Origin of the sequence: Polaromonas sp. YR568, assembly GCF_900116715.1 — a bacterium.
Classification (GTDB): domain Bacteria; phylum Pseudomonadota; class Gammaproteobacteria; order Burkholderiales; family Burkholderiaceae_C; genus Polaromonas.
The window spans coordinates 58,998-82,824 of record NZ_FPBM01000006.1; the positions used below are offsets into that span (position 1 = coordinate 58,998).

Annotated in this window: 18 protein-coding genes; 12 read left to right on the forward strand and 6 right to left on the reverse strand. The window is 62.6% G+C overall.

The window, feature by feature from the left end; all coding sequences use genetic code 11:
- Positions 1–24: 24 nt before the first annotated feature.
- The 3 genes from hpaH to BM408_RS13920 form a co-directional block, all read right to left on the reverse strand.
- Positions 25–807: a 2-oxo-hept-4-ene-1,7-dioate hydratase gene (gene hpaH, locus BM408_RS13910; protein ID WP_092130470.1), complete on the reverse strand. Its 783-nt coding sequence runs from the start codon at positions 805–807 to the stop codon at positions 25–27.
- A 38-nt stretch (positions 808–845) separates the two neighbouring features.
- Positions 846–1,709, reverse strand: a complete 864-nt coding sequence (locus BM408_RS13915) for a polysaccharide deacetylase family protein (RefSeq protein ID WP_175541796.1) — start codon at positions 1,707–1,709, stop codon at positions 846–848.
- 68 nt (positions 1,710–1,777) lie between these two features.
- Positions 1,778–2,791, reverse strand: a complete 1,014-nt coding sequence (locus BM408_RS13920; protein WP_175541797.1) for a Bug family tripartite tricarboxylate transporter substrate binding protein — start codon at positions 2,789–2,791, stop codon at positions 1,778–1,780.
- A gap of 111 nt (positions 2,792–2,902) precedes the next feature.
- Between BM408_RS13920 and BM408_RS13925 the strand changes: the two genes are divergently transcribed.
- From BM408_RS13925 to BM408_RS13945, 5 genes are all read left to right on the forward strand, one after another.
- Complete coding sequence (locus tag BM408_RS13925; protein ID WP_092130473.1) at positions 2,903–3,775, forward strand: LysR family transcriptional regulator; 873 nt, start codon at positions 2,903–2,905, stop codon at positions 3,773–3,775.
- A 259-nt stretch (positions 3,776–4,034) separates the two neighbouring features.
- Complete coding sequence (locus tag BM408_RS13930) at positions 4,035–5,528, forward strand: Wadjet anti-phage system protein JetA family protein (RefSeq protein ID WP_092130474.1); 1,494 nt, start codon at positions 4,035–4,037, stop codon at positions 5,526–5,528.
- A complete protein-coding gene (locus BM408_RS13935; RefSeq protein WP_092130475.1) occupies positions 5,525–6,187 on the forward strand; it encodes a DUF4194 domain-containing protein in 663 nt (220 codons plus the stop codon). The genes BM408_RS13930 and BM408_RS13935 overlap by 4 nt, the downstream gene beginning before the upstream one ends.
- Entirely contained in the window at positions 6,184–9,627 is a 3,444-nt protein-coding gene (locus BM408_RS13940) for an SbcC/MukB-like Walker B domain-containing protein (RefSeq protein WP_092130476.1), read from the forward strand. The genes BM408_RS13935 and BM408_RS13940 overlap by 4 nt, the downstream gene beginning before the upstream one ends.
- Entirely contained in the window at positions 9,624–10,811 is a 1,188-nt protein-coding gene (locus BM408_RS13945; RefSeq protein WP_092130477.1) for a Wadjet anti-phage system protein JetD domain-containing protein, read from the forward strand. The genes BM408_RS13940 and BM408_RS13945 overlap by 4 nt, the downstream gene beginning before the upstream one ends.
- 44 nt (positions 10,812–10,855) lie before the next feature.
- On the opposite strand, the gene xdhB is transcribed toward BM408_RS13945, so the two are convergent.
- Positions 10,856–13,285 carry a xanthine dehydrogenase molybdopterin binding subunit gene (gene xdhB / locus BM408_RS13950; RefSeq protein WP_092130478.1) on the reverse strand — a complete coding sequence of 810 codons (2,430 nt, stop codon included), beginning with the start codon at positions 13,283–13,285 and terminating at the stop codon, positions 10,856–10,858.
- Positions 13,282–14,757: a xanthine dehydrogenase small subunit gene (xdhA, locus tag BM408_RS13955; RefSeq protein ID WP_092130479.1), complete on the reverse strand. Its 1,476-nt coding sequence runs from the start codon at positions 14,755–14,757 to the stop codon at positions 13,282–13,284. Before xdhA ends, xdhB begins: the two co-directional genes overlap by 4 nt.
- Positions 14,758–14,827: 70 nt before the next feature.
- Between xdhA and BM408_RS13960 the strand changes: the two genes are divergently transcribed.
- From BM408_RS13960 to BM408_RS13990, 7 genes are all read left to right on the forward strand, one after another.
- A complete protein-coding gene (locus BM408_RS13960; RefSeq protein WP_092130480.1) occupies positions 14,828–15,760 on the forward strand; it encodes a LysR family transcriptional regulator in 933 nt (310 codons plus the stop codon).
- Positions 15,761–15,837: 77 nt separating this feature from the next.
- Complete coding sequence (locus tag BM408_RS13965; protein ID WP_092130481.1) at positions 15,838–17,430, forward strand: ABC transporter ATP-binding protein; 1,593 nt, start codon at positions 15,838–15,840, stop codon at positions 17,428–17,430.
- A complete protein-coding gene (locus tag BM408_RS13970; RefSeq protein WP_092130482.1) occupies positions 17,427–18,536 on the forward strand; it encodes an ABC transporter permease in 1,110 nt (369 codons plus the stop codon). The genes BM408_RS13965 and BM408_RS13970 overlap by 4 nt, the downstream gene beginning before the upstream one ends.
- Positions 18,536–19,456 carry an ABC transporter permease gene (locus BM408_RS13975; protein ID WP_092130483.1) on the forward strand — a complete coding sequence of 307 codons (921 nt, stop codon included), beginning with the start codon at positions 18,536–18,538 and terminating at the stop codon, positions 19,454–19,456. The genes BM408_RS13970 and BM408_RS13975 overlap by 1 nt, the downstream gene beginning before the upstream one ends.
- Positions 19,457–19,535: 79 nt before the next feature.
- Complete coding sequence (locus BM408_RS13980) at positions 19,536–20,693, forward strand: BMP family ABC transporter substrate-binding protein (protein WP_092130484.1); 1,158 nt, start codon at positions 19,536–19,538, stop codon at positions 20,691–20,693.
- 155 nt (positions 20,694–20,848) lie between these two features.
- Entirely contained in the window at positions 20,849–21,901 is a 1,053-nt protein-coding gene (locus tag BM408_RS13985; RefSeq protein ID WP_092130485.1) for an adenosine deaminase, read from the forward strand.
- Between the two features lie 106 nt (positions 21,902–22,007).
- Positions 22,008–23,297 carry a YbfB/YjiJ family MFS transporter gene (locus tag BM408_RS13990; protein ID WP_092130486.1) on the forward strand — a complete coding sequence of 430 codons (1,290 nt, stop codon included), beginning with the start codon at positions 22,008–22,010 and terminating at the stop codon, positions 23,295–23,297.
- Between the two features lie 8 nt (positions 23,298–23,305).
- Here BM408_RS13990 and BM408_RS13995 read toward each other — a convergent pair whose 3' ends face one another.
- Entirely contained in the window at positions 23,306–23,710 is a 405-nt protein-coding gene (locus BM408_RS13995; RefSeq protein WP_092130487.1) for a tautomerase family protein, read from the reverse strand.
- Positions 23,711–23,827 lie beyond the last annotated feature (117 nt).

The following is a 23,827-nucleotide window of genomic DNA, read 5'->3' on the forward strand; positions in this document are numbered from 1 at the left end:
ATGAGTGCGCAGTTTAGAGCGCTCTTAGCTGAAGGACACGCCGATAGAACCCAAGGGCCCGAAGTCCGCATGAATCGTGTCGCCCGCCGAGACCGCCGTAGGCCGCGTGAACGAACCCGCCAGCAGGATATGCCCCGCCTGCATGGTGATGCCATGCAGCGCCAGCTTGTTGGCCAGCCAGACAATGCCCATGGCCGGGTGGCCCATGATGGCGGCGGACACGCCCGACTCTTCGATGACGCCGTTTTTGGACAGCGTGGCGCTGACCCAGCGCAGGTCGATGTCCATGGGCCTGACGACACGGCCGCCCGTCACCATGGCGGCAGCCGCCGCGTTGTCGGCAATGGTGTCGACGATGGCGCGCGGCACCTCGGTGCGGTAGTCAATGATTTCCAGCGCGGGCGTCACATACGCCGTCGCGTCCAGCACGTCATAAATCGTCACGTGTTTGCCGCCCAGCGGTTTGCCCAGCACAAAGGCTAGCTCCACCTCCAGACGCGGTGCGTGAAAGTTTGCCGCCGGGATGCGTGCGCCATCCACGTACAGCATGTCGTCCATGAGCATGCCGTAGTCGGGCTCGGTCATCTTCGAGGCCATTTGCATCGCGCGTGAGGTCAGGCCGATCTTGTGGCCGACGATGCGCGCGCCTTGCGTCACCTTGCTGTCGGCCCAGAGTTTTTGCACCGCATAGGCGTCTTCAATTTCCATCGCGGGCCAGGTGTGGCTGACCTGGCGTATCGGCTGGCGTGTGCGGCCCGCTTCCAGCAGTGCGTCCGCCGCTTGCCGGCGTTCAGTCTCGGTGATCATGTCTCGGGGGTCCTGTGGTCGGTATGTGTAAAAGCAGCTCAAGCAGCGAAGCGCTGCGTGAAAGGCGTTTCCTGCACGCTGTGTTTGTTGACCCAGTTGGCCAACTCGTCATGCCGGGGCATCCAGACTTCGTCATGAGCCCGGATATAGGTGAGCAGCTTGTCCAGTTGCGCCGCCATCAAGGGGCGGCCGCCAAAGTTGCCGTGCATCGTGATGTTGATCAGCGAGCCCGGTTCCTTGCGGTAGAGGTAGTCGAACATGTCCTTGTAGCAGTTGAACCAGTCGTCCGGCGCACCGCGCAGCACGCGGTTGTCGGCATAGTCGCTGTGCGGAATCGCCACGATGCTGCCCGAGCGTGTCTTGACCTGGTGCGGCTGGTCGATGTCGTTGTAGTCGCCGTGCCAAAGGAGGCCTTCTTCGGCCAGCAGGTCGGCGGTCTTGTCGGTTGTGGCGATCACCGAGCTCAGCCAGCCTGTGGGGCGCTGCCCCGAGATTTCGGTGAGGATGCGCAGGCTCTTCTGGATCAAGGCGCGCTCTTCAGGCTCGCTCAGGCCCGACAGCACTTCGTCCTGCATGTAGTTGTGGCCGCCGATTTCAAAACCCGACGCCACGATGTGTTTGACCGTCTGCGGAAACAGCTCCGCCGAGCGCGCGTTGATGCACACCGTGCCCGACACGCCGTGTTGTCCGGCGATGCGCATGAGCCGCGCAATACCCGATTGGCCGCCGTAGTTGGCCCACAAAATGCCCGCTCGGTCTACCGCGCCAGGCTTGGGCGGGCTGGTCATGGGCGAGTAGGGTGGCGCCTTGCCTTCAGACCAGTTCTCCATCAGGAAAGTCAGCACGACGGTGGTGCGGGGGAAAGCGGCGGTCTGCGGGCCGGCGGCGGTGGGGCGAGTCATGAAAAGAGTCTTTCTGGCCATGTGGCCGGGGTTGCTTATTCGGGTTTTATTCGGGAGTTATTCGGGAGTTATTCGGGGGTGATGCCGGAGTTGTTGACGATGGAGCGGTAAATCTCGGTGCTGTCGGCTAGCTGCTTGCCGAACTGCGCGGGTGTCGCCTCCGCCACGTCATAGCCCGCTTGCTGCAGCTGCGCCAGCACGTCCGGGTTGCGCAGGGTCTTGCTGATGTCGGCATGCAGGCGTTGCACGATGGCCGGCGGCAGGCCCTTGGGCCCCATCACGCCAACCCAGGTATCGGGCACCGAAAAGCCCGTCAGCCCGCTTTCTGCCAGAGTCGGAATGCTGGGCGCCGATTTGCTGCGGTGGTTCTCGACCAGGCCCAATGCCCTGAGCTTGCCCGACTGGATATAGGGCAACACATTCGACAGCACCAGGATGCCGGCGTCGGTCTGCGCGCCCAGCACATCGGTCAGCGCCGGTGCGCCGCCGCGGTAGCCGACATGGGTCAGGCTGAGCTTGTACTTGTGGGCCATCAGCAAGCCGGCCAGGTGCTGTGAGCTGCCTGAGCCGGAGGTTGCGTAGGCCAGGGCCTTGGGCGTCTTGGCGGCCGCCGTGAAATCAGCCACCGACTTGAACGGTGACGAAGCCGGCACCACCATCACCTGCGGCGCCGTGGCCACCTGCGCGATTGGCGTGAAGTCTTTCACCGGGTCGTACTTCACGCCCTTGGTAAAAAACTGCACCGTCTGGTGCGGTGGGCCCAGGTTGATCAGCAGGGTATAGCCGTCCGCCGGAGCTGCGGCCACAAAGGCAGAGCCAATGGCGCCGCTCGCGCCCGCGCGGTTGTCAATGATGATGGGCTGGCCCAGCGCCTCAGAGAGTTTGGGCACCAGGATGCGTGCCACCGTGTCGGCCGCGCCGCCCGCGGCAAACGGCGCGATCAGCTTGATGGGTTTGTTCGGGTAGGTCTGGGCCGTCGCGGGCTGGACCCAGGCGGTCGACAAAGCCAGCGCCAGCGTGGCGAATTTCAGGCTGTGCGACAGCAGGCGGCGCCGGCCTGCGGCGTGAAGGGAAAGGGTCATGTTTGTCTCCAGAAGCATTCGTTATGAGACGGATGCTAGGCCCCGATATTCATGCTGTCCAATGCATAATGAAGTCATTGGCTATACCTGAAAGGTATTCAAAGGATTCTCATGGATTTGCGCCAGCTGTCTTATTTCGTCGCTGTGGCCGAAGAGCTGAGCTTTAGCCGCGCCGCGGTGCGCGTGCACATCTCGCAGCCGCCGCTGAGCCGGCAGATCGCCAAGCTGGAAGAGGAATTGGGCGCCGTGCTGCTGGCCCGTTCATCGCACGAGGTAACGCTGACGCCAGCCGGCCATGCGCTGCTCGACGAGGCACGCCGCCTGCTGGCCCAGGCCGGCGGCATCAAGGACGTGGTGGCCCGCGCCCAGCGCGGAGAAACCGGCTCGCTGCGCATCGGCTTTGTCGGCTCCACGCTCTACACCTCGGTGCCTGCCTTGCTCAGCCGCTATCGCCAGCTCTACCCTCAAGTGGCCGTGTCGGTGCAGCAGGCCACGGTGGCCAAACAAACCGTCATGCTCAAGAACGGCGACATTGATATCGGCATCATTCGTCAGCCCATTACCGACGCGAAGCTTGTCACACGCAGCCTGTTCAAAGAAGACTTCATGGTGGCGCTGCCGGCCCACCACCGGCTTGCGGGCCAGCAAGCCGTCGCCCTGAAGGCATTGGCCGATGAAGACTTTGTGTTCTTCAGCCGCAGCGAAGCACCCGCCATTCACGAGCAGTTGCGACGCATGTGCGAAGCCGCCGGCTTTTCACCACGCATCGTGCAAGAGGTGTATCCCATGTCCACCGTCGTCGGCCTGGTCGCCGCAGGCGTCGGCATCGCCATCGTCCCCGAGTCCATGCAGCGCCTGCGCATGCAGCATGTGCTTTACCGCGACTTGCTGGGTACCAAGGCCAAGACTGAGTTTTTCCTGGCCTGGCGTGCGGATAACGATTCGCAGACGCTGAAGGGGTTTCTAGAAATGAAGGCAGCGTGAGGTGCTGATGAGGTGTACGGGTAGCTATCGATAGCCATCGCGCAATGCTTTAAAGCGGAAGCCCCCCGTTTGGAGGATGGACAGGCCTACTCGATGGCGGCTACATTTGCCAGAAGTTCGTTTCGCAGCGAAAGCCGATTCCTTGCGAGAGCCCTTAAATTGGGAAAGTTCGTTGCCGGTCAAGTTGCTCGCATTCAAGCAAGCCGGTAGGTTCCTTCCGACTATCCGCTAGTGGTTCAGAGCACGGAGGAGTGCCGGGATGGCTATTGATGACCTGACCGACCAAATTCGCCAGGAGAAGGCTGCCGAGCGCTATCCGCCGCTCTTCAAGCGCCTGCCTGATCGGCTGTTCACACCACTGGCCTCAGCCAATCGCTTCCAATACTGGTCACTGCTGTGCGCGTTGCATGCCAAGCGCTTCGGGCCAGAGGCGCCGTTGCCACCAAGCATCGGCTTCCTGATGCGAGAGATCACAGCCGACATCGCCGAGGAACTTCAATACCAGGATTGGGCCCCAGAAGGCGACGACGTGACGCCGGCCACCCCACTGGCGATTCGGGCCATCACGGTCTTTAACCGTTTACGCGACGCGGGATGGATTCGAGTGGACCGGGTAGGCGTGCGCGAGATGGTAACCATGGCACCGGCCGTCGCTCATTTTATGAACCGCTTGGTCGAGTTCGCCCACACTGGTCCGGAATTCGTCTCCGGAAAAATCCGCAGCATCGAGGCCAATCTGAAGCTGCTGCTCGACGAGAACACGGACGGCGCATCGCTACAGGAGGCGGCTCGGCAGTCTCGGGCCCTGCTCGAACACGTCCGCATAGCCGGCACCAATGTGCGCGATCTGATGCTGGAGATCGGCCGTGTCGATGCCACCGGCGAGTTCGTGCGGCGTTTTTTTGACGACTACGTCGAGCGCATGTTCATCGGCGACTACAAGGAACTACGCACACGCGAACACCCGCTGGCCCGGCGCCAGGAAATCCTGCGCCTGGCGGCTCACGTCCAGCAGACGCCAGACCTACGGGCCCGGCTGATCCAGTGGTACCTCGAGAAGCAGGCAGGCCGCGAGCCCACCCGTGCTGAAGCCATGTTCGAACGCGACATTCAGAGGGTGGAAGACCTCCGCCGTATCGACGAGTACTTAGACCGCCTGGACGACGAAATTCGGCGTGCCAACAAGCTGGCTCTAGCCTATTTGGATTACCGTCTGCGGGCTGCCCGGCCTCTTGACGAACTGATTGGCCAGGCCATCGACACCGTCGTCAAGCACGGTAGCAAAGCTGCCGCGATGGCACCGTTTGCGCCGGGCGATTGCGTCGCGGGCGAACGGCTGGCGTCTCCTCGCGTCGAGAGCAAGCGTGCTCCTCCCAGCGGGCTGCGCAAGCAGATTATGTCGGCGGAGCAAGAGGCTCGCGCACGTTTGGCCCTGATGGCTCGGGATCGGCGGACTATGTCACTGCCCAAGCTCGCGGCCTACGTACGCCAGCAGCTCGGTGAGGCCGACTCTATCCACAGCCTCGCGCTCCAGGTAGACCGCATTGAGTCTGTACGGGCCCTTCAGGTCTTGTGCGCGATCGCTGCAGCGAACGCGACGTCGAGCAAGCTGCTTCACGCAAACGCTCGAGCGACAAGTAGTGGATTCACCACAGTCCGAATGGAAGGCAAAGAAGACCAGAGTAAAGGCATTTCTCACTTTCCCTTTGCGATTGCGAGAACAACTAAGGCAAGCAAAGGAGGTAGCTCATGAGTTTTTGGGCGAATGCGGTTGAGGCCACTAAGAATGTGGTCACGGAAGATGAGTTCGAGGGGGCGGCGAACCGGCTGGTCACCGAGCAGGTGCTATACGCCGCAGACCGTGGGAGCAAGGTGGCCTACGGGCTCATCCGTGACTTCGAGCGCGACTTCAAACGAGCCCTCGATCCTCTGGGCTATGTTGTGCGAGTCAACAGCCAACTGCGCTATGCGTGTGCAATTCCCAAGCACGTCAAAAGCTCGCCACTTACCGTTGATCAGACATTGCTTGCGTTGGTGCTGCGGAAGATTTTCGATGAAGAGACGCGCTCCGGGCATCACGACGAAAACGGAGAGGTGGCGTGTGATCTCGTCACGCTGGAGGTCAAGTACAAACAGACCACGAGCGGTCGCGAACTGGCCACTGGAGGAAAACTTACCACGCTCATGCAGTGGATGCGGCGCTGGGGCATTGCCAGGATATCGGAGGAGGACGGTGATCAGTTCGGGCGCGATGCAGACCAGCCTTACGTGGTCATCATTCGTCCTGGTATCGCCGAAGTACTGGGAGAGGCGGCATTGGCGCGGATAGCCCTCTTTACCAGTCCTGAAGCCGAGGTCGATGGCTTAGACCGCGTGGTCACCTCCGCGGCAGCAGAGGGCGATGCCGTATGAAGAAGCTAATCCGGATTCGTGTGGTCCAGTTCTTCCTGTATGAGATGCGCGACGTAGACGTGGGCATGACTTGCGGTATCTTCGGTGCTAATGGCAGTGGCAAGTCTTCGCTACTGGACGCCGTTCAGATCGTCATGTTGGGCGCCAACGAGAGCCGTGGGAGCACCGGCGTCGCCTTCAACGCCCAGGCAGACGAGTCGAATCACAACAGTCGCAACATCCGCAGCTACTGTTTGGGGCAATTCGGTGACTCCCCGGATGCGCGCGTGCGCGATAGCGCCAATACATACATCACCCTGGTGTGGGAAGACACTCTGACCCAGGAGATCGTTTCGACAGGTGTGTGCATCTACGTGAGCGCTGACCGCGAGAAGCCCGACATCCTCGGTCGATACGTCATCCCGGTGGATCTGACGCTCAACGATCACCTGGAGCTTGTCGATGGAGAACCACGTCCTCGACAGTGGGGAAATTTTCGACAGATGCTGTCACAGCGCGCCCATGGGGAGGAAGTGCTTTTTCACGACTCCGAGCGCTTTGTGAGCGCGATGTTGTTCCGGCTGAGGGGGGCACGCGGCGCGCCTCGTGTAGATGCCTATCGCCAGGCGTTCCGCTTCGGCCTGCGCATGAAGTTCGACAGGAGCGTTGACGACATCGTTCGCCAACAAGTGCTGGAGACCAGGCCAACCAACATCAAGCGCTTCAAGGAGGTGCTGCACACCTTCCAGGAGATGGCGGTCTTGGTGCGAAGCGTGCAGGCCAAGCTCGATGAGGCCGAGGTGATCGAGGCTGACTTTGTCGATGCGCATCGGCGTAATAGTCACTCGGTCTCGCTCGCCGCGTTGGCCCAGGCGGCCGAACTTGAAGTCGCCAATGAGGAGGTGACAGCAGCAGAGGAAGCTGAAGGCCATGCTACAACGGCCTTCGACACCGCCAATGCTCGGCGTGACGAGGTGAGTCGTCAGGTCGAAGCTGCTGAGGGACACGCACGCGACAGCATCTCTGACCGCGACAAGCACGTGTCCCATGCTGACGCCTCATTGCTGAGCGAGAGCCTTGCGGGAGCCCAAAGTCGGCTTACTGAACAAAGGGCGGTGCTGCATCGCAGCATCAATGCCATCGGGAGGGCCATCGACGTGCAGATTCCGGGCAAGCTCGTGGCCGATAGCGCCGAAGCCACAGGGTTGGCGTTCAAGGACGTCCACGCCTTGTTGGAGGGCGATAAGGTTGGAAGTCGCGACGCGGTGGAGTCAACGGTTCGGAGGGCGCTGCGTGCAGCCAAGCTGTTAAGCAATGAGGTGTTCGAGGAGATGCAGTCCGTCGGCCGCGCGCAAATGGAAGCCGAGGCCGAGCTGGCTGCCGTGCAGGAAAACCAAGAGCGGATCGCTAAGGGAAAGCCGCCTCTCGACGGGCCGGCTGCCGCACTCAAGCGTGCGCTTGCCAACGCTGGGGTGGAAGCCACTCCGGTTTGCGATTTGGTTCGCATCGACGCTCCGGAATGGCAACCGGCCATTGAGTCCTATCTGGGCGCGTCGAATATGCAGGCACTGCTGGTCGACGAGGCTGAAGAGCGCAAAGCCTTCCGGGTGTCACGTCAAGCTGGGGTCTACGAAGCGAAGGTCGTGATGCCCAGCAAGTTCTCCAATCGCGGTAGTCCTAGGCGCGGTGCCGTCGCTGAGTTGATTAGCGGCAACAGTACCGCCGCAGTCAACTATCTGCGGTCCAAGTTCGGCGACACGCAGCGAGCCGAGACTGAGGACGAGTGCTTCGCCCATCGATTTGCGATGACCAGAGACGGCATGTTGCTGGCCGACGGCGAGATGGTGCGCAAGAAGCCAGCGAATCCCGCCTTCTTCAAGATTGGCCCGACCTCCACGGCGACGCGCAGCTCGATCACTGAGCGAGCACACCAACTCCAAGATCAGATTGCCGTGCTTAAGGACAGGTACGCGAAGCTCAGGGTGCTCTTGAACAATCTTGGCCCGTTCGTGGGTGGGGAGCAAGATAAGGTCCACGAGATTCTTGAGATCTTCCATCGGGTGGCCAAGGAGGCCGCCGACGAGGCAGATTTGTCGCGGCGCCTGGAGGCTCTAGACACCGAGGAGTATCGTCAACTCGTCAAAGCGGCCGCGGAGGCGGAGGTGGCCGTGATCAAGATGCGTGAGCAGCTCCTTGCTGCGGCCCAGGCGGTTGGCGCGGCAGAGACCGCATGCCAGCAGAAGAGTGACGAGACAAAGAAGAAGCAGGCCTGGGCCGTCACTCAGATGGAAATTGCCGACGCGGCTCGCGCGGTCGAGGGCTATGACGCCGACTACGCGGCGGACCAGTGGGAAAGGTTACTGACCCGCCAAGCTCTCCCTTATCGAGAGATCGTCATCGATTGCAATCGCCGTAGCAACGGGGCCAAGGAAGATTCCCGACAGAAGGCATCGAGCGCCATGCAGAAATTGTCAGCTTTTCTCGTCAGACACAACGAGTTCATGCCGGCGGGCACCCAAGACGACTGGCGCAGCGGGCGCGCTTGGCTGGAAGCTCGCGTCGTAATCCTGACCGAGACCGGCCTGCGCGAGAACAAGGCCCGGATGGAAGATGCCTTGAGCGCCGCCAAGAGTACCTTCCGCAATGATGTCGCGGTGGCGCTACACGAGCATCTTGAGTGGTTGAGCGATACGGTCAACCGGATGAACGAGGCCCTGCGTCTGGCGCCTATGTTCACCAATAATGAGCGCTACCAGTTCCGCTCACATGTGCGGCCAGCCTTTTCCGTGCTGCTGAAGTTCATCAAGGACGTGGCCCAGTACGGCCCTACCGAGGACTTACTCGGCGGGGCCGGTGAACTGCCCAAGGAGTTTGAAGAGCTGATGCGCGAGAAAACGATCATCGGCGCTGCGGCAGTGAAGTCCCCGCTGGATGACTATCGCGAGTTTTTCGACTTCGACATTGAGGTGCTCCGCGAGGAAGCCTCCACCGGTGCGACCAAGCACATAGGTTGGCTGAGCAAGCGCGTTGGGTCGGGCTCCGGTGGTGAGCATCGAGCACCGCTGTACGTGATCGCAGGCGCTGCTCTGTCCTCGGCATACCGGCTGGAACGCGGCGACGACACGGGCATCCGGTTGCTGGTCATCGACGAGGCCTTCATCAAGATGGATCCAAGGAACATCGTAGCCACTATGCGCTACTTCGAAGAGCTGGGCCTGCAGATATTCATGGCCAGCACAGGTGACGCGTTGGGTAGCCTGACGGCCTTCCTTGATCGGTACTATGACATCATGCGTGACGCTGAGAGCAATGTAGTGGTGCTCGAAGGCCACGACGTGTCACCTGGGACACGCGAGATGTTCCGTGCTGATCTCCCAGAGTTCAACAAGGAGCTGGTTGAAGAGGAGATCAGGCGGCAATATCAGCCGCAGATCAGTGCAGCGCAGGATGTCGCAGCATGAGCAGCAGTGATCAGGTCGAAATGCATCCGCTTGCCAGAAAAGCACTAGAACGTCTGCTGAAGTCCGCCGACAGGTATGACGCCGGTGTCGCCGCGCGGCGCCCCGTGCTGACGGGATCCTCGCTGTCCGAGTACGGAAAACTGCGCAGTCTGAAGGCCAAGGAAGACTTCGAAGCCGTGATGGCTTATGCCCAGGCGGAGGGTGCAGTTGAACTCCGCCGCCCTCGAATGGACCCGCAGGGGCTTATCGAGCGCATCGAGTTGCTTGACGTTGTAAAGCTGGCCAGCTTGCTCGGCGGGGTGCCTTATGCCACGAAAGTCAAAGCGGCCAGGCAGGCTCTTATTCAGCGTTCCGTGGAGCATCCGGTGCTTCTCGACGTCCTGTCTAGCTGGGAGAGACTTAAGAAGGTCCGCGGAGTCGGACCTGACAACGCCGCCAACTGGGTGATGGCTTGTGACGTCATCGGTTATTGCCAGAACCAGATCGGGCTCGGTGTCACGGAAACACCGGTGCGTGATGCCAGTGCGAGGTTGTTCAAGGACAGCAAGCGCGTTGAGTCCCTGTTGCCATGTCTCGATGTGCTGCTGTCAGGCAATGTTGAGGAAGATGCGCGCCCGGAAGCGGAGGTGTTACAGGAGCTCGGCCTTTACCGGGAGCAGCAGCCTTCCCGCTTGGCGGGCAACATTGTGGTCCGTCGAGAGCGCGGAGCGTTTCCGCTCGATCGCCCCTACTGCGCACTGCCTCCATCGACCGTTCTGGGCATCGAGTTCACACCCAGCCAAGTCCTGACCATTGAGAACCAGACCACGTTTCATGGCTGGGCGCGTCAGCACTGCGACTCCAATATGCTGTGTATCTACACCGCTGGAATGCCTTCCCCGGCTTGGCTAGCGATGTACCTTAGGTTGCTCTCTGGGATTCCGGTCGGGACGCCGGTGTTTCATTGGGGTGATGTCGACGAAGGTGGGTTCCGGATCGCAGCTTTCTTGAGTCGGCATGCGTCTGAACTCGGCCACGCATTACTTCCGTGGAAGATGCGACCGGTGGATGTACCTGAGTCGCTGCGCCGCGCCGCGCCGACGTGTACTGTGGAACGGATGGTCAAGTACGCTACTGAGGCAGGATGGATCGATGTTGCGCGCGAATTGGCGGAGGCCAAACTCATCGCCGAGCAAGAGGGCTAAGCTGGTGCACGCAAGGAACAGAAGAGTTTGAAGAAAGGTTCGAATTAGAGGGCGACCGTCACAGAATTCAGCACACTCTCCGCCGTCGCCGGCGCAGCCATCACCACAGGCTGGTCTCCAGTCTTTACTGCACCCACCGCATCCCGCATCGCCTCATACACACTGATCGCCAGCATCAGGGGCGGCTCTCCCACCGCCTTGCTGCCGAAGACGTTGTCCTCACGGTTGGGTTCGGGCCACAGGTCGACCTTGAAATGCTCGGGCACATCGCCGGTGGCGGGGATTTTGTAGGTGCTGGGGGCGTGGGTGGTGAGCAGGCCCTTGTCGTTCCACACCAGCTGTTCGGTGGTGAGCCAGCCCATGCCCTGGATGAAGCCGCCTTCGATCTGGCCGATGTCGATGGCCGGGTTGATGGACGTGCCCACGTCATGCAGGATGTCGACTTTCAGTACGCGGCTTTCGCCGGTTAGCGTGTCGATGGCGACCTCGGTGCAGGCTGCGCCGTAGGAGAAGTAATAAAACGGCCGGCCGGTCAGGGTGGTTTTGTCGTAGTGGATTTTGGGCGTTCGGTAAAAACCGTCGCTCCACAGCTGGATGCGGTTGGCATAGGCCAGCTTCACGACCTCGGTGAAGGGCCGTGTGCCTTCGGGTGTGATGACTTCGCCGCCGTCCGGCCCGCACACAAAGCGCACAGCGCCTGCGCCGCAGTGGTCCAGGCCCGCCACAAACTGCGCCAGGTTGTCGCGCACATTGCGGGCGGCGTATTGCGCGGCGCGGCCGTTCAGGTCGGTGCCGGCCGATGCGGCGGTGGCTGAGGCATTTGGCACCTTGCTGGTGTCGCTGGCGGTGGCCAGCACCTGCGCAAAGGGCACACCCAGTTCGTCGGCCACGATCTGCGCGACTTTGGTGTTCAGGCCCTGGCCCATTTCGGTGCCGCCATGATTCACCTGCACGCTGCCGTCGGTGTACACGTGCACCAGCGCGCCGGCCTGGTTAAACAGCGTGGCGGTGAAGGAGATGCCGAACTTGACGGGCGTGAGGGCGATGCCGCGTTTGATGACCGGGCTGCCCTGGTTCCATGCCGAAATGGCTTCCCGCCGGTGGCGGTAGTGGGATGTCTGCTCCAGCCTGGACAGCAGGGGGTCAAGGATGTTGTCCTCCACCTTCATCTGGTAGTGCGTCACATCGCGCTCGCCGATGCCGTAGAGGTTGCGCTTGCGCACGTCCAGCGGGTCCAGGCCCAGTGTGCGGGCGATGTCGCCCATGATGGCCTCGATGACGATCATGCCCTGCGGGCCGCCGAAACCGCGAAAGGCGGTATTGCTCTGCGTGTTGGTCTTGCAGCGATAAGACGCTATCTCCACGTCTTCCAGAAAGTAGGCGTTGTCAGCGTGAAAGATCGCGCGGTCGGCCACCGGGCCCGAGAGGTCGGCGCTGAAGCCGCAGTTCACCGCCATGGTGATCTTCAGGCCGGTGAGCAAGCCGGTGCTGTCAAAACCCACGTCGTATTCATAGGCGAACGGATGCCGTTTGCCGGTGACCATGAAGTCGTCGTCGCGGTCCATCCGCAGCTTGACGGCGCACTGGAGTTTGTACGCGGCCAGCGTGGCCCACACCGCCATTTGGCCCGATTGAGTTTCCTTGCCGCCAAAGCCGCCGCCCATGCGCCGGCACTCCACGCGCACCGCATGGTTGGCAATGCCCAACGCATGCGACACCCAGTGCTGGATCTCGCCCGGGTGCTGAGTGCTGGAATACACCAGCCATTGGTGTTGCTCCTGCGGCACCACGTAGGCGACTTGGCCTTCCAGGTAGAAGTGTTCCTGGCCGCCGACTTCCAGCGTGCCGTGCAGCGTGTGCGCGGCCTTCTTCAGCGCCGCTGCCGCATCACCGCGTTTGACAAACACCGGCGGCAGCACATAACTTTCGGCCTTCAGGGCATCCTGCACACTCAGTACCGCGGGTAGCGCTTCGATCTTGCACACCACCTTGCGCGCGGCGCTGCGCGCCTGCATCACCGTGTCGGCCACCACCACGCCTATAACCTGGCCGATGTGCTGCACGGTGTCTTTCGCAAACACCGGCTCGTCGTGCGAGAAATTGCCCAGCACCGGGTCACCTGGAATGTCGCGCGCCAGGATCACATCGCGCACACCCGGCATGGCCAGGGCCGCTGTGATGTCAACGCCCAGCAGTTTGCCGTGCGCCACGGTCGACAGAATGGGCGCGGCATGCAGCGTGCCGCGCACTTCGGGAATGTCGTCGATATAGGTGGCGGCGCCGGCGACCTGTGCACGGGCGCTTTCGTGGGCGGTCGAACGGCCGGCCGCCTGCGTGTGTGCAGGCCTGCGCGCCAGCGAGGCTTTTTCAGCCGGATCGGCGGCGGGTGCTCTGCCGGCGCGGGCGTTGGCTTCGCGCACGTCGGGGTCGGCCACGGCATCGCGGCTGACGGAGATATCTTTGGCGGCGTTCATACAGCCTCCTCCAGCTTGAAGCTGGCCAGGTTGATTTGCTGCAGGCCCTGGCTTTCCAGCCAGTAGCGCTGTAGCAAATTGCCCAGCACCTGGCTGCGGTAAGCGGCCGTGGCCCGCATGTCGGAAATCGGCGAGAACTCGGCGCGCAGCGTAGCCATGGCCTGCTGCACGGTGGCCTGCGTCCAGGGCTGGCCGGTGAGGGCGGTTTCGGTTTTGACGGCGCGCACCGGCGTGGCGGCCACGCCGCCCGCGCCTATCGAGGCGCTTACGACCTGGCCACCTTCAATGCGCAGATTGATCGCCAGGCAGACGGCGGAAATGTCGTCGTCGTAGCGCTTGGAGATTTTGTAGACCTTCATGGCCTCCCGCGGCTGGGCCTTGGGCACCTTGATCCAGGCCAGCACCTCATCGGGCGCCATCACATTCTGGCGGTAACCGGTGTAAAGCTTTTCCAGCGGCAGCTCGCGGTGGCCGCGCACGCTCATCAGCACCACATTCGCGTTCAGGGCAATCAAGAGCGGCATCGAGTCGCCAATCGGCGAGCCGTTGGCCACATTGCCGCCCAGCGTGCCGGAGTTGCGTACCGGCAGGCCGGCAAAACGGGTGGCGAAGTTATGCAGCTGCGGGCGGTCTTTGACCAGCGCGGTGTAGGCGTCGGTCAGCGTGACGGCCGCGCCTATGGCGATGTGATGCGGGTAGTCTTCCACCTGCCGCAGCTCCTGCACTTTGGTCACGTCCAGCACCTGGCCGAACTGCTTGTGCATCTTGGTCACCCACAGGCCCACGTCGGTGCAGCCGGCCACCAGCTGGGCTTGGGGGTGGTCTGCGCGGGCTTGCAGCAGCCCGGCCAGTGTGTGGGGCGATTGGTAAGCCGAATCAGGCTGCAGCCCTTTATTGGCGGGCGCAAGCAGCTTCAGTTTTTGTAGCAAAACATTTTCGTCAACTGCGGCCGGCGGCAGCGCCGCCATGGCCTGCGCGGCGTCCAGGATGGGCCGGTAGCCGGTGCAGCGGCAGAGATTGCCCGAGAGTTCTTCCTGTGCCAGCTCGCGCGTGATGGTTTCGCCCTTGCAGACATGGTTTTGGTACATGCCGAACATGCTCATCACAAAACCGGGGGTGCAGAAGCCGCATTGGGAGCCATGCTTGTCGACCATGGCTTGCTGCGCGGGGTGCAAGGCGCCGTCTTGCGCTGCAAGATCTTCCACCGTCCACAGCGCCATCCCATCCACCGAATGCGCCAGCCGTATGCAGCTGTTAATCGCCCGGTACTGGACTTCGCCGCCGGCCGCTTCACCCAGTACGACTGTGCAGGCGCCGCAGTCGCCTTCGCCGCAGCCCTCCTTGGTGCCGGTGCAATTGAGGTCCTCGCGAAGCAGCTCCAGCAATGTACGGGTGGGTGGTACATTGCTGACGGAAATGACCTCGCCCCGCCTGATGAAGCGGATGGATTGGGATAAAGATGGGACAGACATGCTTCAGATTAAAACAGTCGCGCCGAGGCCAGCATACAAAAGCGCGTATCAACCGCATGGGTGAAAAGGTATGAAAGACCAGGCGCTTTTCGACAAGATAGACCTCCATCTCATCAGGGTCTTAAACACCGTGCTAACTGAACGCAGCGTATCACGCGCCGCCATCAAATTGGGTATGTACCAGCCCGCTGTCAGCGCCGCGCTCAAGCGCCTGCGCGTGCTGGCGGGAGACCCCATCCTGGTGCGCTCAGGCTCAGGCATGGTGCCTACCGATGCCGGCCTGCGCATGATCGAGCCCTCGGCCAGCATCCTGCGCGCAGCCGGCATGCTTTTCAGTGACGCCCGCGGTTTTGACCCGGCCACCGCCGAGATCACCTTTCGCCTGGCGGCCAGCGACTATATGGACCCGCTCTTTTTGCCGCAGCTGGTTGCGCAGATCAAGTCGCAGGCCCCGCGCTGCCATATTGAAATCCAGCCGCTGTCGTCCGAGTCCGACTACCGCTCCCACCTGGCGAAGGGCGATGCCGACCTGGTCATCGGCAACTGGTCTGCCCCGTCGGACGAGCTGCACATGGCCCGCCTATTCGGCGACGACGTGGTGTGCCTGGTCGCCAAAGACCACCCGGCCGTGCGCCGTGGTTGGGACGCCGCCGGCTGGCTGGCATCCGAGCACATCGCGCCCGCCGCCATGCACCCCGGCGCCAAAGGCGTGATCGACGAACATCTTGATTCACTGGGCATGGTGCGCAACATCACGGTGCGCTGCCCGCATTTCGGCCTGATGCCTTCCATGGTGGCATCGAGCTTGCTGGTGATGACCACCGGCCGTCAGTATTGCGAACGCTTTGCGAGCATCCTGCCGGTCAAAATACTGCCCAGCCCCATTGAGTTCCCCCGCATGATGTATTACCAGCTCTGGCACGAACGCACGCACGCCTCCAACGCCTCGAAGTGGCTGCGTGAACGGGTCAAGTCGGTGGCCGCCATGCTACGAAAGGAATAGCTGCTTACGGTTCCCAAATAAGGGCTGAAGCACTCATTCTTATAAGACCGACACTAGAACGGACACCAAAGAGACAAATGACAGCACCATCGCCCCAGATTGAAAACCCCCCAGGGCTGCCGCCGCGGCTGCAGCTGAGCGGGATCACCAAAAGTTACCCCGGCGTCGTGGCCAACAGCGGCATCTCGCTGGCCGTGCAGCCCGGCGAGATTCATGCCGTGCTCGGCGAAAACGGCGCCGGCAAATCCACGCTGATGAAAATCATCTACGGCTCCGTCAAGCCCGATGCCGGCAGCGTGACCATGGACGGCAAACCCGTGACGGTGCGCAACCCGCACGAGGCGCGCGCGCTGGGTATCAGCATGGTGTTCCAGCACTTCAGTTTGTTTGACACCCTCACGGTGGCCGAAAACGTCTGGCTCGGACTCGACAAACACCTGAGCCTGGCCGAAGTCTCGGCCCGCATCGAGCAAACCACCCAGGCTTACGGCCTGCAGCTGGACCCGGGCCGGCCTGTGCACACCCTCAGCGTGGGTGAGCGCCAGCGCGTAGAGATCGTGCGCGCGCTGCTCACCCACCCCAAACTGCTGATCCTGGACGAGCCCACTTCGGTGCTCACGCCCCAGGCGGTTGAGAACCTGTTTGTCACGCTGCGCCAGCTCTCGGCGCAGGGCTGCAGCATTCTCTATATCAGCCACAAGCTGCATGAAATCCGCGCGCTGTGCACCGCCTGCACCGTGCTGCGCGGCGGCAAGGTCTCGGGCGTGTGCGACCCGCGGCAGGAGTCCAACGCCTCGCTGAGCCGCCTCATGATTGGCGCCGAGCCGCCCGCGCTGGAACACCGCGAGGTGCGCGCAGGCGCGGTGGTGCTGGAGGTCAAGCAGCTCGATCTGCAGAAAGAAGAGCAATTCGGCGTTGACCTGCACCAGGTGGCGCTGCAGGTGCGGGCCGGTGAAGTTGTCGGCATCGCCGGCGTCTCGGGCAACGGGCAGAAAGAGCTGCTCTACGCGCTCTCGGGTGAAGACACCCGCGCCGCGGCTGAAGCCATCCATGTCAAAGGCCAGGCGGTCGGCAAGCGTGGCCCGCGCGGCCGCCGTGCGCTGGGCCTGCATTTTGTGCCTGAAGAACGCCTGGGCCGCGGCGCCGTGCCTTCGCTGTCACTCGCACGCAACCTGTTGCTCACGCGCAAAGAGGCGGTGGGAAAAAGCGGCTGGTTGAACCGCGGCGCGTTGCAGGCGCAGGCCGCCCGCATCATTGCTGAATACAAGGTCAAGACAGGCGGGCCGCAGTCGGTGGCCAAGTCGCTCTCGGGCGGCAACCTGCAAAAGTTCATCATGGGCCGCGAGATTGACGCCAAGCCCGAGCTGCTCATCGTCTCGCAGCCCACCTGGGGTGTGGACGTGGGTGCAGCCACACAAATCCGCGGCGAAATCCTCAAGCTGCGCGACGCCGGCTGTGCGGTGCTGGTGGTGAGCGAAGAGCTTGAAGAGCTGTTCGATATCTGCGACCGCCTCTATGTGATGGCCAAGGGCCAGCTCTCGCCGTCGCTGCCGCGCGCTGACGCCACGGTCGAATTGGTGGGGCAGTGGATGAGCGGACTCTGGTCGCCTGGTGCGCACCCCACTGAAACAGCCGAAACAACAACACACACGATGGAGGCCTCGGCATGAAGCTCGAAGTCCGCCCCCAACCGTCCTCCTTCTGGAGCTACGCCTCGCCCCTGCTGGCCTTGCTGATTACCGTGCTGATCGGCGTTGCGCTCTTTATTGCGCTCGGCAAAGACCCTGTGAAGGGCCTTCAGGTGTTTTTCTGGGAGCCTATCAAGTCGCCCTATGCCATCGGCGAGCTGCTGGTCAAAGCCACGCCGCTGCTCATCATCGCGCTGGGGCTGGCCGTGTGCTTTCGCTCCAACGTGTGGAACATCGGCGCTGAAGGCCAGTTTGTCATCGGCGCCATCGCGGCCGGTGGCGTGGCGCTGCTGGCTGACAAAACCACCGGCGCCTGGATCATCCCCGCGATTTTGCTGGCGGGTGTGATGGGCGGCATGGTGTGGGCCGGCATCACCGCCTTGCTGCGCGACCGCTTTAACGCCAATGAAATCCTGGTCAGCCTGATGCTGGTCTATGTGGCCGACATGGTGCTCAACTACCTGGTCTTCGGCCCCTGGAAGGACCCCAACGGCTACAACTTTCCGCAGACCAAGACCTTTGAAGCCGTGACGCAGATCCCGCGCCTGATGCAGGGTTCGCGCGTGAACATCGGCATCATCCTGGCGCTGCTGGGCGTGGCGGGGCTGTGGCTGTTTCTGTTTCGCACGCATGCCGGCTTCCGGCATGAAGTCAGCGGCCTGGCGCCTGCCGCCGCGCGTTATGCCGGCTTCTCGTCGCGCCGCGCGCTGTGGCTGGCCTTGCTCACCTCCGGCGGCGCTGCGGGCCTGGCCGGCGCGCTCGAAGTGGCCGGCCCCATAGGCCAGCTCACGCCCTATGTGCCGGTGGGCTACGGTTTTGCGGCCATCATCGTGGCCTTTGTCGGGCGGCTGCATCCGGTGGGTGTGGTGTTCTCGGCCATCCTGATGAGCATGTTCTATATAGGCGGCGAGCTTGCGCAGTCGCGCCTGGGCCTGCCCAAGTCCATCACCGGTGTGTTCCAGGGCCTGCTGCTCTTTAGCCTGCTGGCCTGCGACACACTTATTGCCTACCGCCTCAAGCTGGCCAAACCCATCACCATGCCGGTGGCCACGCCTCCTTCAACCGACGTCCTGAAAGGAGCCAGCTGATGGACTCCACCGCATTGCTTATCGCCTCTACGCTGAGTGCGGGCACCGTGCTGGCTATTGCCGCGCTGGGCCTGCTCATCAATGAAAAAGCCGGCATCGTCAACCTGGGCGCTGAAGGCATGATGCTGTGCGCCGCCATCGCCGGCTTTGCCACCGTGGTGCACACCGGCAACAGCTGGCTGGGTTTTGCGGCCGGCATGGCGGCGGGGGCCTTCCTGGCGGCCGTTTTCGGCGTGCTGGTGATCTGGCTCAACACCAACCAGTACGCCACCGGGCTTGCGCTCAGCCTCTTTGGCGCGGGCTTCTCGGCCTTTGCCGGCATCAAGTATGTGCAAGAGAAGTTGCCCGAGCAGTCGCAATACCCCATCCCCTTTCTGGCCGACATCCCCCTGGCGGGCCCGGCGCTGTTCCGCCAGCACCCCATGGTCTATATCGCGATGGCGCTGACGGCCGGGCTGATCTGGTTTTTGTACCGCACGCGCGCCGGCCTGGTGCTGCGCTCGGTGGGCGAGAGCCCCGAATCGGCGCATGCGCTGGGTTACCCGGTGCGGCGCATACGCCTGGCAGCCGTGGTGGCCGGCGGCGCGCTCTGCGGGCTGGCCGGGGCTTATGTGTCGGTGGTCTACACGCCGCTGTGGGTAGAGGGCATGATCGCCGGCAAGGGCTGGATCGCGCTGGCGCTCACCACCTTTGCCACCTGGCGCCCGGCACGGGTGTTGCTTGGGGCTTACCTGTTCGGCGGCGTGACCATGCTGCAGTTTCACCTGCAAAGCGTGGGCCTGGATGTGCCCACGCAGTTCCTGAGCATGCTGCCTTACCTGGCCACCATCGTGGTGCTGGTGCTGATTTCGCGCAACCCCTTGTGGATACGCATCAACATGCCCAGCTCCATCGGCAAGCCGTTTTACCCCGGCGCCTGATGGTGCAAATCGCTCAAACCGCCGCATAATTGCCTTTTTCCCAACTTCACCTTCCTTCCCATAACGAAAGCGAGATGACATGACCGACCTGCAAAAACGTTCCCTGCTCAAGCTGGCGGCCCTCTCGGCGCTGGCCGCGGCAACCCTGGCCGGTTGCGGCAAAAAGGAAGAAGCCGCGCCGGCAGCCCCGGCGGCTGCGCCCGCTGCTTCGGCGCCCGCCGCCAAGGCTGAGCCCCTGAAGATCGCCTTTGCCTATGTCGGCCCGGTGGGCGACGGCGGCTGGACCTACGCGCACGACAACGGCCGCAAGGCCGTGCAAAAAGAATTCGGCGACCGCGTCGTCACCAGCTTTGTTGAAAAAGTGCCCGAGTCGGCCGACGCCGAGCGCGTGATCCGCGACATGGCAGCCAACGGCGCCAAGCTGATCTTCGGCACCACCTTCGGCTACATGGAGCCCATGCTCAAGGTTGCGGGCGACACCAAAGACGTGAAGTTCGAGCACGCCACCGGCTACAAGCAGGCCGACAACATGCGCACCTATGACAGCCGCACCTACGAAGGCGCCTACATGGCCGGCGTCATCGCAGGCAAGATGAGCAAGACCGGCACGCTGGGCGTGGTCGGCTCGGTGCCGATTCCTGAAGTGGTGCGCAACATCAACAGCTTTACGCTGGGTGCGCAGTCGGTCAACCCCAAGGTCAAGACCAAGGTGGTGTGGGTCAACGAATGGTTTAACCCGCCGAAAGAAACCGAGGCCGCCACGGCTCTGATCAACGGCGGCGCCGACGTGCTGTTCCAGAACACCGACTCTTCCGCCGTGCTGCAGACCGCCGAAAAAATGGGCAAGCGCGCCTTCGGCTGGGATTCGGACATGACCGCCTACGGCCCCAAAGCCCACCTGGCATCGGCCGTGATCAACTGGGGCCCGTACTACATCAAGTCCGTGGGTGAAGCGCTGGACGGCAAATGGACCGGTAACACCGGCTCCTGGTGGGGCGTGAAAGAAGGCGCGATCGACATCGTGTCTCTCGCCGCCGACGTGCCCGAAGAGACCAAAAAACGCATCGATGAAGTCAAGGCCGGCCTGAAGGACGGCAGCTTCTCGATCTGGAAAGGCCCCATCACCGACAACACCGGCAAAGAACTGCTGGCCAAAGACGTGGTGGCGGACGACAAATTCCTCGGCGGCCTGAAGACTTATGTCAAAGGCGTCGAAGGCAAGGTTCCCGGCAACTGAAGATAATGGACGAAGCGCCGTGCCCCGGGCAGCTGCCTGGGGCCGGAGCGCTCGCAACGTAGTTTCAAAGCTGCCTCCGGGCAGCTTTTTTCGTTATGGGCTATGGTCGATAGCATTGATACGACCCCCATGAATTGAATGCTTCCGGAGCCAAAATGACGCCCCCACCCATCAAAGTCAAACCCATTGCCGCAGACCGCCTGCCCGCGCTGCTGGCCGGCATGCCCAAGGCCGAATTGCACATGCATATCGAGGGTTCGCTCGAGCCCGAGCTGATCTTTGCGCTGGCCCGCCGCAACGGCGTGAAGATTCCCTATACCAGTGTTGAAGAGCTGCGCAGCGCCTATGCCTTCACCAACCTGCAGAGCTTTCTCGACATCTACTACGCCGGCGCCAGCGTGCTCATCACCGAGCAGGATTTTTACGACATGGCGCAGGCGTATTTGCGCAAGGCCGCTGCCGACAATGTGGTGCACACCGAAATGTTCTTTGACCCGCAAACGCACACTGCACGCGGCGTCAGCATGGCGACTGTCGTCAATGGCCTGCACCGCGCCTGCGTGGATGCACAGGCCGAGTTCGGTGTCAGCGCTTCGCTGATCCTCTGCTTTTTGCGCCACCTGAGCGAAGAAGACGCATTTGAAACGCTGGAGCAGGCCCTGCCGTACCGCGACAAGTTCATCGGCATCGGCCTCGATTCAGGCGAGGTCGGCAACCCGCCTGAAAAATTCGCCCGCGTGTTTGCACGCTGCCGTGAGCTGGGCTTTCACCTCGTCGCCCATGCCGGTGAAGAAGGCCCGCCAGAGTATGTGTGGACGGCGCTTGATGTGCTGAAGGTCGAGCGTGTCGATCACGGCGTGCGTTCCAGCCGCGACGCGTCGTTGATGCAGCGCCTGGCCAAAGACCGCATTCCGCTCACTGTGTGCCCGCTCTCCAATCTCAAGCTCTGCGTCTTCCCCGACCTGGCCAGTCACAACATTCGCGAGTTGCTGGACGCCGGGCTGGCGGCCACCGTCAACTCCGACGACCCGGCCTACTTTGGCGGCTATATGAATGAAAACTTCATGCAGACCTTTGCCGCGACGGGGCTGAGCGCGCAGCATGCCTACACGCTGGCTCGCAACAGTTTTGAAGCGAGTTTTATCGATGCCGCGGCGAAGGCGCGTTATGTCGATCGCCTCAACGGGTACTTTGAGCGCTTCAACTGAGCGCAGATTAAAAACAGGCTGAGGGGTTATCTGGCGGCGCGCCAGCCCGGGCGGCGGCCCAAACGTATGATCCGGGTAGAACCATGAGCAAGCAAGGACCCCGGGCATGAGCGCCACATCACAGCCGCATCCAGTGTCTTCCTCCGCCTCGCACGGCGCCTGGCCTATCGCGCTGGCCGGGCTGGTCGCCCTGGCCGTGGCCATGGGCATAGGCCGCTTTGCCTTCACGCCGCTGCTGCCCATGATGCTCAACGACGGTGTGGTCGACTTGCCGACCGCCAGCTGGCTGGCCAGCGCCAATTACTTCGGCTACATGCTGGGTGCGATTTTGTGCACGCTGCAGCCCTGGCTATGGGCGCGTTTTAAAGGGCTGCCTTCTGTGGCGTATTCGTCGCTGGTACGCGCCGGGCTGGTCGCCACGGGTGTGCTCACGCTGGCCATGGGCTGGCATTTCCCCGCCCTCTGGCCGTTTCTGCGCTTTGCCGCGGGCGTGACAAGCGCCGTGGTGTTTGTCTTCACCTCGGGCTGGTGCCTGTCGCAGCTTGCCAAACGCGGCGTGCCTGCAATGGGCGGCATCATCTATATGGGCCCGGGCGCCGGCATTCTGGTGAGCGGCCTGTTTGCCACCGGCATGGTGGCCTGGCACTGGACGGCCGCCACCGGCTGGATGATTTTTGGCGTGCTGTCTTTTGTGCTCGCCGCTGGTGTGTGGCATGTCTTGCGCGGCGGCGACGAGCGCCTGATCCCGCTGGCGCCGCGCGCGGCCGCCCAGCCGGGCGACGCACCGCAGCACCACGGCAACGCCGAGATGACCTTGCTCACGCTGGCTTACGGCCTGGCTGGTTTCGGCTACATCATCACCGCCACCTTTTTGCCGGTGATTGCACGCGCGGCCTTGCCGGGCTCGGCCTGGCTGGACATGTTCTGGCCCATCTTCGGCCTGGGCGTGATGCTGGGCGCGTTGCTGGCCACGCGCCTGCCGCCGGGCAAAGACTTTCGCCTGCTACTGGCCGGCTGCTACTTTTTGCAGGCGCTGGGCATCGCCGCCAGCCTCTGGAGCCCCAGCCTGGCCGGCTTTGCGCTGGGCAGCCTGATCCTGGGCATTCCCTTCACCGCCATCACCTTTTTTGCGATGCAGGAAGTGCGTCGCCTCAAGCCCGCCACGGCCGCCAGTTTTATGGGCCTGCTCACCGCCACCTACGGCGTGGGGCAAATCCTCGGCCCGCCGCTGGTCGCGGTGCTGCTCAAGCGCACGGCCAGTGCGGGCGCGGGTTTCACCCTGTCGCTGGAGATCGCGGCGGCCTCGTTGCTGGTGGGCGCCGTGATGTACCTGTGGATGGCCAAGGCCTACCCGGTGCTGCGTGCGGCGCCGGCCGTTGCTGCGGCTGCAAAGTAAGCGGCTGCTTACGTCGGCCCGGGCTGTTGCACCAGCGCCATCGCAAACTTGCCGCCGCCCACCGACCAGTCCGAGTAGTCGTTTTCGTGGGTGAAGATAAACACGTCGTCGGGCGCCACGCCCGCGTTGGCCTTCAGGTTGCGGGCGATGCGCGCATACAGGTCGCGCTTCATCGCGTCGCTGCGGCCGCGGCGCATGGTGATCTCAACCACCACCAGCTTGTCTGAACGCGCCATGCCGTTAAAGCTGCGGCTGTAGAAAAAATCCCCAGGCGCGTAGGCGCTCACCCGGTTGAAAAGCTCGTCTTGCGGCATGCCGATGGCGTCAATCAGCGCCTGGTGGATGCCGTCGACGATGCCCTGCCGTTGGGCCTGGGGCGTGTCTCGATGGACCTGGGTATGAATAAATGGCATATGAATTTTTCTCAAAATGAATAGCAGGAAGGCATCAAAACACCAAATTTGATGCCTTGGGGACGCCAAGAATTAGGGAGTTTCCTGAACTCGGCCATTGGCGTAAAGCGATTAATC